Origin of the sequence: Collinsella sp. SGI.033 (assembly GCF_050315135.1) — a bacterium.
GTDB lineage: Bacteria > Actinomycetota > Coriobacteriia > Coriobacteriales > Coriobacteriaceae > Collinsella.
Genome location: NZ_JBNPOK010000004.1, coordinates 41,408 through 54,523, shown reverse-complemented (window position 1 = coordinate 54,523; position 13,116 = coordinate 41,408). Strand labels below are relative to the sequence as shown.

Here is a 13,116-nt window from a genome sequence, read left to right as displayed (position 1 = left end):
CCAAGCGGACACATTGCCACCGCAGCTTCATGTTTTGGTGCTTTGGAGACAAGTCGCTTTGCACCGCATTGGTGCCAAGGGAGCAGACTCGTCCGTTGGTGCAAAGGGGACAGGTTCGCTTGCACCAATTATTCGGCATATAAAAACCGCCCCCGGAGGAGCGGTTTTTCACAATTCGTTTTGCCGCGGCCTATTCGCCATCCTCCAGCTTAATGAGGATCTTGCGGTAGCCACCGTACTCGCCGTTGAGCGCCTTGGATACACGGCTCACCGTGGTGGACGAAGCGCCGGTACGGACCTGAACCTCGACATAGGGCTCGCCCTCGTCCAGGTAGCGCGCGACCTGCAGACGCTGCGATAGATCGCAAATCTCGCGCGGTGTGCAGATATCGGTCAAAAACGCTTGGATATCTTTCTCGTCGTCCAAAAGACTAAATGCGTGGACTAGCTGCTTGACATCAGGCTTGTCAAACATGTTCTCGATATTCATCGATCACCGCCAAACCCGCCAAAAGGCATCGAAGTTGATACTGGCACCGGGCATCGTTCGCCCATTCTATGCAATAGGGCAACGCATGTAGCTTTTGCCCGTAGCAGTTTAGCACACCACCAAACTAAAGTGACAAGACTCTCTGTCAGCGGCGCGTTTTTTAGGACGAACGCCGTTTTGAAACCGAATGCGCACGCAAGCTCCACGAATATCTGAGACAATGGGCGCCCAACGCAGAGGCGCACGCCAAGGCAACCATCCGATTCGCCGCGGCAAACAAGCTTACGCGCCACCAACACGTCACGCGCACCGGAAAGGAACCCACCATGCGCTTCTTGCTCAACTGGCTTTTGACCTCAATCGCTATCGCGATCGCCACGTTCCTCGTCCCCGGCATTCAGCCCTTCGGCATGGCCGACGCCTGGGTCTGCTTTGCCTTTGTGGGACTGTTCCTCAACGTCGTCGACTCGCTCGTCAAGCCGCTCCTGACGGTCATCTCGCTGCCGCTCACCATTATCACGCTGGGTATTTTTCAGCTTGTAGTCAACAGCTTTATGCTCGAGCTTGCCAGCTACCTATCGGTAAATCTGCTGGGTGCGGGCATCTCCATTGCCAGCTTTGGGTCGGCCTTTATGGGTAGCATTTTGGTGTCCATCACTCGAAGCATCTTCGACAGCATCGCCAGGAACTAAAGCAACCGGATACGGACCGCCACAACACGCCAAAACGAAGGCCGTCCATCGCAACGATGGACGGCCTTCGCCTTTGTCAAGCCTCAGAGGACAAGAAAATCTACCATTTCTACCCCGTCCCCAAATGGCTGGTGGGGCTAGATGACGTAGTCGTAGCCCCCGTTGGGGGCGACGAGCGCATCGAGCGTCACACCGTCGAGGTAGTCGTTGATGAGCTTGTCCAGGTTCTTCCACACGTCGAGCGTGGGGCACTCATCAGATCGCGAGCAACCCTTGCAGTCGCCATCCAGGCAGGCGACCGGCGCCAGGCTGCCCTCGGTTAGGCGCAAGATCTCTCCCACCGTGTACTGCTCGGGCGGGCGCGTGAGCACGTAGCCGCCGCCCTTGCCGCGCATGCCCGAGAGCATGTTGGCGCGCACGAGCGTAGCCAAGATGTTCTCGAGATATTTCTCGGAAATCCCCTGTCGCGCCGCAATCTCTTTGAGCGGGATGCGACCGGCCGCCTGGTGCTCGGCCAGGTCGACCATAACGCGCAGGGCGTACCTGCCCTTAGTAGAAACCAACATATATAGTGCTGCCTTTCGGTCTTTTAATCCGTTGAAATTCTAGCCGAAAAATTGGCTTTGAAAATACCCATTCCAGTCAAGGTGGTTAATCAGCTCGTAATAATCTCCTATTTCCTATTGCATTACTAGGCTTTAGTGTCTACTATGCTTGCCAACAGCTAAACAAACAACCTATAAGGTTTATGGGTTTAGCTACTAGGCCACCGTAAAACCACACGGTATCCAGTCATTTGAACACTTTGGAGGTTCACCATGAGCAAGGTTTATACGTCCATCGATCAGCTTATCGGCCACACCCCGCTTTTGGAGCTCACTCACTTTGAGGCCGATGAGGACCTCAAGGCCCGCGTGCTCGTCAAATTGGAATACTTCAACCCCGCCGGGTCCGTCAAAGACCGCGTCGCCAAGAACATGATTGACGAGGCCGAGAAGGCCGGCAAGCTCGTGCGCGGCGGCGACTATACCATCATCGAGCCCACGAGCGGCAACACCGGCGTCGGCATCGCCTCGGTGGCGGCGGCTCGCGGCTACAAGGTGATCATCACCATGCCCGAAACCATGTCCGTCGAGCGCCGCAAGCTTATGCAGGCATACGGCGCACAGCTCGTGCTCACCGACGGCTCCAAGGGCATGAAGGGCGCCATCGCCAGGGCCGAGGAGCTGCAGAAGGAGACCCCCAACAGCATCATCGCCGGCCAGTTCGTGAACCCTGCCAACCCCGCCATCCATAAGGCCACGACCGGCCCCGAGATCTGGGACGACACCGACGGCAAGGTCGACATCTTCGTCGCCGGCGTTGGCACCGGTGGCACCGTGACCGGTGTGGGCGAGTTCCTCAAGGAGCAGAACCCCGAGATTCAGGTTGTCGCCGTCGAGCCCGCCACCTCCCCGGTACTCTCCAAGGGCCAGGCCGGTCCGCACAAGATCCAGGGCATCGGTGCCGGCTTTGTGCCCGACGTCCTCGACACCCAGGTCTATGACGAGATCATCCCCGTCGAGAACGACGACGCCTTTGCCACCGGCCGCGCCGTGGGCCACAAGGAGGGCGTGCTCGTGGGCATTTCGTCCGGTGCCGCCGTGTGGGCCGCGCTGCAGCTAGCCAAGCGCCCCGAGAACGAGGGCAAGACCATCGTGGCACTGCTCGCCGATACCGGTGAGCGCTATCTGTCCACGGCACTGTTCCAGGACTAGGGCCTTTTTTCCCATAGGTTGAGCTCAGGGACGAACCTGCCTCCTCTCTCTCCCGGCGGTCTGAGCCCATCCCGTCAGGGTGTCCCACGAGACGTCCGAACTTGCTACAATGTCTGCGGCGCGGAACCAGCCTCCCGCGCCGCTTTTCTTTTTTGGCCACATGCCACCAAGGAGAACCTCCCCATGCACAACAAGCGCGTGCTCGTCGCCATGAGCGGCGGCGTCGATTCCAGCGTGACTGCCTATCTGCTCAAGTGCCAAGGCTACGAATGCGTCGGAGCCACTATGCGCCTCACCTGCCCTGCGCCCGATCCCGTCACGGGTATGAGCAAGGTCGACCGTGACATCGCCGATGCAAAGGCCGTCGCCGATCGCCTGGGGATACCTCACCATGTGCTCGACCTGCAGCAGGCCTTCGACCGCAACGTTATCGAGCGCTTCGTGACCGCCTACCAGGAGGGGCTGACGCCCAACCCGTGCATCATCTGCAACCGCCATATTAAGTTTGGCGCGCTGCTCGACGCGGCACTCGATATGGGCTGCGACTACATTGCCACGGGTCACTACGCCAAAACGAGCCAAGGGCCCGATGGCACCTGGCAGCTGCACCGCGGCGAAGACTCCAAGAAGGACCAGAGTTACTTTTTGTATTCGCTCACGCAAGAGCGCCTGGCACGCACAATCTTTCCGCTGGCAGGGTTGGACAAAGAGCGCGACGTGCGCCGCATTGCCGCCGAGCAGGGCTTCATCAACGCCAAGAAGGCCGAGAGCGAGGATATCTGTTTTATCGCGGACGGCGACTACGCGGGCTATATCGAGCGCCGCTGTGGGCATGCCGCCGAGCCGGGCGATATTGTATGGCGCGACGGCAGCGTGGTCGGACGCCACAACGGCGCACTGCGCTATACCGTCGGCCAGCGCAAGGGCCTGGGCGTCGCGATGGCGCGCCCCGTGTATGTAACGGGCGTCGATGCCGCCAACAACATTGTGCATCTGGGCGAGGCTGAGGACCTGACGGCGACAGCACTCACGGCCAACGACTGGATCTGGAGCGCCCCTGCCGACCGCATGGAGGCAGAGCTCACGTCCGGCGACATTCGCGTGGGCACCAAGTACCGCTACCGTCAAAAGGACCAGGCAGCGACCCTTACACGTGGCGCCGACGGACAGATGCTTCTGACCTTTGACGAGCCGCAGCGTGCCGTCGCCCCCGGACAGGCCGTCGTTATCTATCGCGGCGACGTCGTCCTGGGCGGCGGCACGGTAACTGCCGCCATCAGGTAGCCGCAGGATTATCGCCGCACGTGTCGAAGCACCTCAACAGCAGCATTCACCTCGATAACGCGACGCTCGAGGCCGCGGCAAATGGACTCGAGCCGGCCCTCCGCTGTGGCCCATTCGCTCTGCGAAAGAATCTCGATCGCCTCATCAACAAATCCGTTGAGCCGCGATGAATCGAACCAATCGAGTGAGTCCGCAAGCGCCAGCTGGACGGAAGGGTCGGGCCCAAACGGCTTAGCAGAAAACCCAAACTCCCCAGCTGCGAGCACGGCAGTTGGTACGTTGTACCACAGGCAGTTGCCGCTATCGAACAGCGGAGCAGGCCTTATCTCCAGGGTGTCGACATTGCGGATGATGCCGAAGTTTCGCCAATGGCGATCGCTGTTGGCCAAAAGGGCATCGCAGACAATCATCTGCGACATAGACCTTCTCACGGCAGCCTCGTCTGCTCCATGCTTACCAAGGAAGCGGCAGTACCGGTCGTATGTCGAGTTTCCCCGCTGGCTACCAAGTGCGCCCTTAACGTAAACAGCCGGAACGTATTCCTCGCGGCCGTCAAGAAAGTCGTCGCACAGACACACAGGGCCATCGAACATTCGCTCAACCGTATAAGGAACAAACTCGCCCTCCGACAACAAGCGACGATGTAGCGCCGTTGCAACCGCCTCGTTAAAGGGACGCTGATCGTCCATGCCGCACCCCTTGACCAGAACGCGAACAGCATTGCGAATCATCCACGATTTAGGAAGCTCGCCCTCGGATGTGTTGTCGGGATTTTTAAGACCGATGCCCTCCAGCCAACCCGAACGTCCCTCGGGCGCCGATCGCTCAAAATCATTCTCGAAGTAATTGAGGTTTCGCCATTTGAGCCCGTCGCATTCTGCCGGCCGCAGCCAATAGCAATCCGAAAGCGAGAGGCCCAGGCACTGAACCGGGACCTCGATGCCACTGGCAATTCCCAGTTCACGATAGCGCGAGACGAGTCCGGGGCGAACATCGGGCACCGACCGATGGCTCCACCACACGTTGAACTCCCGTTTATTCACCGTAGGAGAAGAGCTCGAGCACGTGCCAAACGGCATTCGTTGTGCATCGAGGACCTCCGCGATTTCGAAGGGAAATTCGCGCGACGGATCAAATGAGACATGCGCGACCTCATGGTCGGCCGACATCAGCGTAAACTTGCGCCCCACATCGGCCGCAGGACGGCGTCCACGTTTGCGGACCTTTTGATAAGCGACCGCGGAATTGTACTCGACCATCTTCCGTCCGCCCACAATATCGCACGCGAGCGTTCCCGATGCGGCAAGTTGAGATATGCGGGCTTTCGTAACGCCCAGCAGGCGGGCAGCATCACCCATAGACAAGTACTCAGACGTATCCATACACCGCATCACCTCGTTAAGTAATTTACACGTTTAGTTAATATATTACATATATCATAATACTAAACGACCCAAAGCGAAAAAAGGCCCGAGAAATCGGGCCTTAGCGATTGGTCAGCCGAGTCGCAAGCTGCTCCCCTAGCGCTGAACGTAGGCGCGAACCAGCTCGTAGGTATTGCGCACGCCGTCGATGTGGCTGCGCTCGTAGTTGTGGCTCGCGTACACGCCGGGGCCGATCAGGCCGTGACGGATGTCGTAGCCGGCAGAAAGCGTGGCCTCAACGTCTGAGCCGTAATGCGGGTACACGTCGATGGCGTAATCGAGCTCGAGCTCGCGCGCGATATTGGACAGCGTGGTCACCAGATCGTAGTTGTAGGGGCCGCCCGAATCCTTGGCGCAAATCGACACCATGCGCTCGGTGCAGCCCAGATCGTCACCCACGCAACCCATGTCAACGCTGATCATCTCGCACGTGTCGGCCGGCACGAAAGCGCCACCGTGGCCGACCTCCTCGTACACCGTAAAGAGCAGTGAAACCTTGCGCGAAAGCGTCACCTCGCCGTCAGCAACGGCGCGGGCCAAACCCAGCAAAATGGAGGCCGACAGCTTGTCGTCCAAGAAGCGGCTCTTAATATAGCCGCTCTCCGTCACCGTGGTGCGCGGATCCATAGCGATGATGTCGCCCGTCTGAATGCCCAGCTCAAGCACGTCATCCTTGCTGTCGACATTCTCATCGAGCAGGATTTCCATGTTCTTCTCGATGGCCTTGACCGGCTCGTCGGCCACGTGCGCCGAAGGCTCGGTATTGAGGACCACACCCGTGTACACATTGCCACCGCGCGTGTAGACGGTGCAGTTCTCGCCATCGGCCGTAGACCACTGATGCCCGCCGAGCGTCGTGGGACGCAGGCGACCATTGTCCTTAATGGAGCGCACCATGGCGCCCAGGGTATCGACATGGCTCGCCAACACAAGCGGCTCGCCCTCGCCGCCAAGCTCAACCAGCACGTTGCCCTTATTGGAACGCTCGGGGCCAAAGCCCATATCGCGCAACGTTTCCATTAGATAATCAGTCGCCGCACGGGTATAGCCCGTAGGCGAAGCAATAGAAGTCAGCGTCTTAAGCTGTCCCGCGATATAGGAGAGCGTCTCCTCTAGAGAAGCATCAATATTAGAAGCCATATGCGTCCTTCCAAGTAAAACTAAGACCGAGTCCCGATTTTAACCGTTCTGCACGGTCAATGCCCTAGGAGCCGAGCCGCCTCCCGACGTCCCCGCACCGGTTTTGTGCACGCGCACGTCTTACAATCCCAATCTTGCATAAATCCTATCGGTATCTGCATAGAAATGAGGAATCTTTTTGCTTCGTCTCAGGGTACCCCACCTTGGGCCGTGCAAAAAACGGAGTATTCAGCACCGTGGGCCCCAACGACCCCATCGCGAACGACAAAACGACGCGGTTACAGCAGTGTTGCAGGTCGTCGCAAAGCAGAAACTCAGTAACAACCCCCTCCACTCATCGATAGCCCGCCCACAATGGCTGTCGATGGGCGCCTGTGGGCCACTACGGACCCTTCAAAACGTTATGCATTTTTAAGAGCTTGCTGAATACTCCCAAAAATGCACGCTGGGAAGTGCACCACCTATCCGCAGCGGGCAGCATGCTTTAGTTTTACCCGTCCCAAGACATCGACGCAGCACAAAAAGCCCCGCCGTGCGTAGCGCGGCGGGGCCAGCGGCAAGTCAAAAGACCATACGCCTACGGGCGAAGGACCACCAAACTGGGCTAGGCAGCCGGGCAGATCTTCTTGAAGAGCTCGATGACGTCGTCGAGCGTCGCCTCACGCGGGTTGCCCGGGAAGCAGGCATCGGCCATGGCGTCCTTGGCCAGGACCTCGATCTCGTCAGCCTTCATGGCCTCGCAGACGTGCGGGATGTTCACGTCAGCGGAGAGCTGCTTAACGGCGGCGATAGCGGCGTCGGCAGCCTCATCGGTGCTCATGCCCGTGGTGTCAACGCCCATGGCGACGGCGACCTTGGCCAGGCGCTCGGCGCAAACCGGCTTGTTGAACTCCATGGCAATCGGCAGCAGCATGGCGCAAGCGACGCCGTGCGGGGTGTCGTAGTGAGCGGACAGGGTGTGAGCCATGGCGTGATCGATGCCCAGGCCAACGTTAGAGAAGCCCATGCCGGCGACATACTGACCAAGAGCCATGCCCTCGCGGCCGGAGCCGGGCTGGCCGGACTTGGCCTCGGCAACGGAGTCGCGCAGGTTCTCGCTGATCAGCTTGATGGCCTCAAAGTGGAACATGTCGGAGAGCTCCCAAGCGCCCTTGGTGGTGTAGCCCTCAATGGCGTGGGTCAGAGCGTCCATGCCGGTGGAAGCGGTCAGGCCGGCGGGCATGGAAGCCATCATGTCGGGGTCGACGACGGCGACCTCGGGGGCGTCGTTGGTGTCGACGCACACGAACTTGCGGACCTTCTCGGGGTCGGTGATGACGTAGTTGATGGTCACCTCAGCAGCGGTACCGGCGGTCGTCGGCACGGCGATGGTGAACACGGCGTGGTTCTTAGTGGGAGCAACGCCCTCGAGGCTGCGGACATCGGCGAACTCGGGGTTGTTGATGATGATGCCGATGGCCTTGGCAGTGTCCATAGAGGAGCCGCCACCGACGGTCACGATAGCATCAGCCTCGGCGGCCTTGAAGGCCTCGACGCCGTCCTTGACATTCTGGATAGTGGGGTTGGGCTTGATCTCGGAGTAGAGGCTCCAAGCGATGCCGGCGGCATCGAGCTCATCGGTCACCTTAGCGGTAACGCCAAACTTGACCAGATCGGGGTCGGAGCAGACGAAAATCTTCTTGTAGCCGCGACGCTGGAGCTCGCCGGGGATCTCCTTGATGGCGCCGGAACCATGATAAGAAATGGTGTTGAGAACGAAACGATTAGCCATTGATAGCCTCCCATCGTATGCGGGGCACCCATTACGCCCCACGCTATTGCTCCCATCCTAACGCTTTTGAAGCGAAAAACTCGTGAGAACGTCAGATTATTTAAAGCGTTTCAACAACTGGTATCGCCACCGCCTGACCACTAAACAAAAAAAGGGGCGGCCGAGATGACCGCCCCATCCCCATTATTGATCAGTGTGGCAAGGGGTCAGCCCCTTGCCACATCATGCCGCTATTTTTGGCAGGCCTCTTTCCAATCTTCGCAGGCGCGCTTCCAGCGAAAACGCAGGTCGCGCTCGCGGTCGATAAACATGATGGCAAACGCCACGAACAGCAGCACGCTCGCCACCGCAATAGCGTGCAGCCCCATGCGCTCAATACACCAGTTTCCCAGCACAGCGCCAAACACAAAGGTAAAGATCACGCCAAAGTACAGCAGGCCGTTTTCCAAAAAGCCGCGCTTGTGGGTGATGATGTAGTCGTCCACGTTTTGCAGCGCGTTGCGAAGGTTACCGATGCACATGGTCGTGGCAATGCCGTGACCGTGGATCTTGCGAAAGCTCTCGACCTGCATACCGCAGGCAAACGAGATGAGGCAGTTGGCGAGCAAGTTGTAGCCGCCACCGGGGATAAAGCTCACGCCCAGCAAGATGACGGCTTCAAAGAACACCGTCACCTGGCGCCAGTGAATCACGCTGCCAAACCGTTCGTGTACCAGGTCGGCAAGCATAATGCCCACGGCAAACGACACCACAGGGAAGAAATAGCGCCCCGCGAGCGCCCAATTGCCCTCCGAGATACTCACGCCCACCAGCAAGATGTTGCCCGTCTGCGCGTTGGCGAAAACATGGTCGCGCCCAATGTACGAATAAACGTCCATAAAGCCACCGGCGAGCGCCAAGATGATGCCCAGCTCAATAGACTCCGATATCTGTTTGGCACGCTGCATCGTCGTGCGCCCTCCTTGTTGACGACCCTCTCGTGCGTCGGCGGAAACATAGCCGCCGTTCATACTGTAACCCATTGACAACATGGCGTGCGCGCGAGACGAATTCCCCAACGCGCAGATACACCGTCTGGAAACAAACGGCGGGCGCGGCATCGACACCCGACACCTCGTGTACTCCACCAGTCTTTTTAGCCCCGTCCCAAAAAGACTGGTTACAATTACGTGCAGCATACAAACACCGGGAGGAATCGTGGCAAAAAAGCCCCAGGACGCTCAGCACAACCAGCACGGCAAGCATGCCCAACGCGGCCAGCAGCAAAAGCGTGGAAGCAAAGCCCAGGGCTCGCGCCCCGCGCATGCCCCGGCAGCGCCTGTCCGCCCCTGGCGCCCGGGCCGCGATAAGTTCCTCCCCGTCAGCCGCGCCGACATGGATGCGCGCGGCTGGGACCAGTGCGACTTTGTCTACATCTGCGGCGACGCTTACGTGGACCATCCCAGCTTTGGCATGGCCATCATCAGCCGCGTCCTCGACGCGCACGGCTACAAGGTGGGCATCATCTGCCAACCCGACTGGACCGACCCCGCCAGCATCACCGTGCTCGGCGAGCCGCGCCTGGGCTTTCTCGTCAGCGCCGGCAACATGGACTCCATGGTCAACCACTATTCGGTGACCAAGCACCGCCGCCACACCGACGCCTATACCCCCGGTGGCGAGGAGGGACACCGCCCCAACCGTGCCGTCACGGTCTACGGCAACCTCATCCGCCAGACATTCAAGGACGCCCCCATCATCATCGGCGGCATCGAGGCAAGCCTGCGTCGCTTGGCCCACTACGACTACTGGCAGGACAAGCTCAAGCGCTCGGTACTGCTCGACTCGGGTGCCGACATCCTCATCTACGGCATGGGCGAGCACGCGATTGTCGAGATCGCCGACGCGCTCGACGCGGGACTGCCCGTCGATCAGATCACCTATATCAACGGCACCGTCTACCGCACGGGTTCGCTCGACGAGGTCTACGACTACGACCTGCTGCCCAGCTGGGACGACCTTACCGCCGACAAGCTCAATTACGCGCGAAGCTTTAACGTGCAGCAGCAGAATATGGACCCCATCACCGGACATCGCCTGGTAGAGCCCTACCCCAACAGCATCTATGTGGTGCAGAACCCGCCGTCGGCGACGCTCACCACCGACGAGATGGACGAGGTAGCCGAGCTCCCCTACGCACGCGATTGGCATCCCGATTACGACGCGGCGGGCGGCGTGCCGGCCTTTGCCGAAATCAAGTTTTCCATTAGCTCCAACCGCGGCTGTTTTGGCGAGTGCTCGTTTTGCGCGCTCACCTTCCACCAGGGTCGCGTGCTGCAGATGCGCAGCCACGACTCGATCATGCGCGAGGCCGAGCTGCTCACGCACGATCCCGAGTTTAAGGGCTATATCAACGACGTGGGCGGGCCGACGGCCAACTTTAGCCGTCCCGCCTGCGACAAGCAGCTCAAGCACGGCGTATGCAAGAACAAGCGATGCCTGTGGCCGAGCGTGTGCAAGAACATGGTGGTCGACGAGAGCGGCTACACCCAGCTGCTGCGCGACCTGCGCCAGCTGCCGGGCGTCAAGAAGGTCTTTGTCCGCAGCGGCATCCGCTTCGACTACACCATGGCCGATGCCTCGGACGAGTTTTTGCGCGAGCTGCTGGAGCACCACGTCTCGGGCCAGCTACGCGTAGCACCCGAGCACGTGAGCGACGCGGTGCTTTCCGTGATGGGCAAACCGAGCCGAGCCGTCTACGACGCATTCTGCCGCAAATTTGAACGCTTGAACCGCGAGTACGGACTCAAGCAGTACGTGGTGCCGTATCTGATCTCGAGCCACCCCGGATCGACGATGAAGGAAGCCGTGGACCTTGCCGAGGCCGTGCGAGACATGGGCTACATGCCCGAGCAGGTGCAGGACTTCTACCCCACGCCGTCCACCATGTCGACGTGCATGTACTACACCGGCGTGGACCCGCGCACCATGGAGCCGATCTATGTGGCGCGCGACCCGCACGAAAAGGCCATGCAGCGCGCGCTCATCCAGTATCGCAAGCCCGAGAACTATAAGCTCGTGCGCGAGGCGCTAGAGAAAGCCGGCCGTCGCGACCTGATCGGCTACACCAAGCATTGCCTGATCCGCCCCGTGCCGCCACGCCCGGGCGAGACATCTGCCGGCGGCGGACATGGCACCGGCAAGAAGGGCGGCAAGGGCCACGGTGGCGCTGGCGGCGCTGGAGCCAAGGGACCCAAGGGCAGCAAGGGCCACGGCGGCATGTCGCGCGCGCAGAACACCGCCGGGCGCAACCGTGCGGCTCAGGGGCGTCAGGGTGCCAACGGAGGCGGTCGCCGCAACTAAGGCAGCAATGCGCTCGCTGCGTCCATCCCACACGCGTGGCGCAGCGAGCGCATTGCCTCAACGAGGATGACGCCGGCGATGGCGACCGTAATTGCCACGTCGAGCGGCGTGTTCACAAACCACAGCAGGCCCATGAGATACGACCCGGCATTAAACGCAAAGTGCAGCAGGATCGTGTAGCGGAGCTTTCCGGTCGTTACGAGCACCCAACCAAAGATGAGGCCGGCGGCACCCGCGTAGCAACCCTGCACCCAATTCATGTGCATAAAACCAAAGATTGCCGCCTGCAGCACAATCGCCGCGGCGACACCCCACGTGCTTGGGGCCGCCCAGGACACTATGGCGCCGTCTTGCGCACTCGCACGACGCCGGCGCTTCCAGAGCGGACGGCACTGGGGATTAAACGCACGCAGTGAAAACTCAAAGATAACACCGCGCACCAGGAGCTCTTCGCAAAACGGCGCGCCGAGCACCGTGGTCAGGACGGCAAGAGGACTGGTATCGCCCATGCCCGTTTCCTCGACAAGCTCGCTGTAGTCGGCCGCGGCATCGGGCAACAGCGACAGCACGGCGTCGGTCACGTAGCTAACGACCACCTGCAGGGCAAGACCGATCACGATAACGCAGGCGATGCGTTTCCACGCCCCACGCGCTCCCCCGCCGAGCGGATGCTCGCTTTGCGAACGCGCCATAAACGAGCGCGGCCACAGATAACGCCACCACAGCAGCGCCATCAAAAACGACGCCGTCTGAGCGGCGGCTTGGAACCATTGAATATCGAGATTGTCGATCGGATAGCCCGTCAGCACCGACACGGCATCGAAAACAGAAAACAGAACCACGCTCAGGGCTATATCGGCAGCGACGACGCCAAAACAGGCGAGCGCCCACGCTATCGCATTGAGCATGCCAACCTCCTCAAAACCCGGCACTGAGGGACGTTCCTTAACTGCCGGCAGACAAGGAACGTCCCCAAGTACCGGCAGTTTGGGACAGTCATTGTTGATGAGAATCGGGTGCAGTGCCAAAGGCCCCGTTGGGCGAGATGTCGAACGGGAAGGTGCCGCAGCGATTGAACGCGGCGATAAACATGCGGATGGCGTTGGACGGCGTGGTGCCCACGAGCTGGGTTGCCGCCGCGAAGGCCGCCTTTTCCTCGGGCAAGACCTTCGCGACAACCGGGGTCATGTGTTCTGCCATGGCGCTTCCTTTTTGA

12 protein-coding genes are annotated in these 13,116 nt (G+C 60.1%); 4 read left to right on the top strand and 8 right to left on the bottom strand.

The annotated features are described in order from the left end of the window. Positions 1-190: 190 nt before the first annotated feature. Entirely contained in the window at positions 191-490 is a 300-nt protein-coding gene (locus ACQRC0_RS02325) for a YerC/YecD family TrpR-related protein (RefSeq protein ID WP_154515917.1), read from the bottom strand. Between the two features lie 326 nt (positions 491-816). Here ACQRC0_RS02325 and ACQRC0_RS02320 point away from each other — a divergent pair, with 326 nt between their 5' ends. Beyond that, positions 817-1,182 carry a phage holin family protein gene (locus ACQRC0_RS02320; protein ID WP_427717799.1) on the top strand — a complete coding sequence of 122 codons (366 nt, stop codon included), beginning with the start codon at positions 817-819 and terminating at the stop codon, positions 1,180-1,182. Between the two features lie 137 nt (positions 1,183-1,319). Here the strand turns inward: ACQRC0_RS02320 and ACQRC0_RS02315 are convergent, their stop codons facing one another. Continuing rightward, a complete protein-coding gene (locus ACQRC0_RS02315; protein WP_154515923.1) occupies positions 1,320-1,748 on the bottom strand; it encodes an RrF2 family transcriptional regulator in 429 nt (142 codons plus the stop codon). A 252-nt stretch (positions 1,749-2,000) separates the two neighbouring features. On the opposite strand from ACQRC0_RS02315, the gene cysK reads away from it, so the two are divergent. Next, the gene (cysK, locus tag ACQRC0_RS02310) at positions 2,001-2,939 is read left to right on the top strand and encodes a cysteine synthase A (RefSeq protein WP_154515926.1); all 939 of its coding nucleotides are present in this window, start codon (positions 2,001-2,003) and stop codon (positions 2,937-2,939) included. A gap of 18 nt (positions 2,940-2,957) precedes the next feature. Further along, a complete protein-coding gene (mnmA, locus tag ACQRC0_RS02305; protein ID WP_427727447.1) occupies positions 2,958-4,223 on the top strand; it encodes a tRNA 2-thiouridine(34) synthase MnmA in 1,266 nt (421 codons plus the stop codon). 8 nt (positions 4,224-4,231) lie between these two features. Here mnmA and ACQRC0_RS02300 read toward each other — a convergent pair whose 3' ends face one another. From ACQRC0_RS02300 to ACQRC0_RS02285, 4 genes are all read right to left on the bottom strand, one after another. Then, positions 4,232-5,605: a hypothetical protein gene (locus ACQRC0_RS02300; protein ID WP_427727446.1), complete on the bottom strand. Its 1,374-nt coding sequence runs from the start codon at positions 5,603-5,605 to the stop codon at positions 4,232-4,234. A gap of 138 nt (positions 5,606-5,743) precedes the next feature. Next, on the bottom strand, positions 5,744-6,787 hold the full coding sequence (locus ACQRC0_RS02295) for a M42 family metallopeptidase (RefSeq protein WP_427727444.1): 1,044 nt from the start codon (positions 6,785-6,787) through the stop codon (positions 5,744-5,746). A gap of 604 nt (positions 6,788-7,391) precedes the next feature. Then, positions 7,392-8,558 (bottom strand): lactaldehyde reductase, encoded by a 1,167-nt coding sequence (fucO, locus tag ACQRC0_RS02290; protein ID WP_154515935.1) that lies wholly within the window; start codon positions 8,556-8,558, stop codon positions 7,392-7,394. Positions 8,559-8,788: 230 nt separating this feature from the next. Continuing rightward, the gene (locus ACQRC0_RS02285) at positions 8,789-9,505 is read right to left on the bottom strand and encodes a YoaK family protein (RefSeq protein WP_154515938.1); all 717 of its coding nucleotides are present in this window, start codon (positions 9,503-9,505) and stop codon (positions 8,789-8,791) included. 250 nt (positions 9,506-9,755) lie between these two features. Here ACQRC0_RS02285 and ACQRC0_RS02280 point away from each other — a divergent pair, with 250 nt between their 5' ends. Then, positions 9,756-11,900: a YgiQ family radical SAM protein gene (locus ACQRC0_RS02280; RefSeq protein WP_427727442.1), complete on the top strand. Its 2,145-nt coding sequence runs from the start codon at positions 9,756-9,758 to the stop codon at positions 11,898-11,900. Here the strand turns inward: ACQRC0_RS02280 and ACQRC0_RS02275 are convergent. Continuing rightward, complete coding sequence (locus ACQRC0_RS02275) at positions 11,897-12,808, bottom strand: CPBP family intramembrane glutamic endopeptidase (RefSeq protein WP_427727440.1); 912 nt, start codon at positions 12,806-12,808, stop codon at positions 11,897-11,899. The genes ACQRC0_RS02280 and ACQRC0_RS02275 overlap by 4 nt on opposite strands. Positions 12,809-12,896: 88 nt before the next feature. Next, entirely contained in the window at positions 12,897-13,100 is a 204-nt protein-coding gene (locus tag ACQRC0_RS02270) for a type II toxin-antitoxin system RelB/DinJ family antitoxin (protein WP_117734431.1), read from the bottom strand. Positions 13,101-13,116 lie beyond the last annotated feature (16 nt).

Excerpts from the sequence above, each read along its gene's own strand:
- ACQRC0_RS02270 (WP_117734431.1), bottom strand. The coding sequence starts at position 13,100 with ATGGCAGAACACATGACCCCGGTTGTCGCGAAGGTCTTGCCCGAGGAA.
- ACQRC0_RS02315 (WP_154515923.1), bottom strand. The coding sequence starts at position 1,748 with ATGTTGGTTTCTACTAAGGGCAGGTACGCCCTGCGCGTTATGGTCGAC.
- ACQRC0_RS02275 (WP_427727440.1), bottom strand. The coding sequence starts at position 12,808 with ATGCTCAATGCGATAGCGTGGGCGCTCGCCTGTTTTGGCGTCGTCGCT.
- ACQRC0_RS02320 (WP_427717799.1), top strand. The coding sequence starts at position 817 with ATGCGCTTCTTGCTCAACTGGCTTTTGACCTCAATCGCTATCGCGATC.
- ACQRC0_RS02285 (WP_154515938.1), bottom strand. The coding sequence starts at position 9,505 with ATGCAGCGTGCCAAACAGATATCGGAGTCTATTGAGCTGGGCATCATC.
- ACQRC0_RS02300 (WP_427727446.1), bottom strand. The coding sequence starts at position 5,605 with ATGGATACGTCTGAGTACTTGTCTATGGGTGATGCTGCCCGCCTGCTG.
- ACQRC0_RS02325 (WP_154515917.1), bottom strand. The coding sequence starts at position 490 with ATGAATATCGAGAACATGTTTGACAAGCCTGATGTCAAGCAGCTAGTC.
- cysK (WP_154515926.1), top strand. The coding sequence starts at position 2,001 with ATGAGCAAGGTTTATACGTCCATCGATCAGCTTATCGGCCACACCCCG.
- fucO (WP_154515935.1), bottom strand. The coding sequence starts at position 8,558 with ATGGCTAATCGTTTCGTTCTCAACACCATTTCTTATCATGGTTCCGGC.
- ACQRC0_RS02295 (WP_427727444.1), bottom strand. The coding sequence starts at position 6,787 with ATGGCTTCTAATATTGATGCTTCTCTAGAGGAGACGCTCTCCTATATC.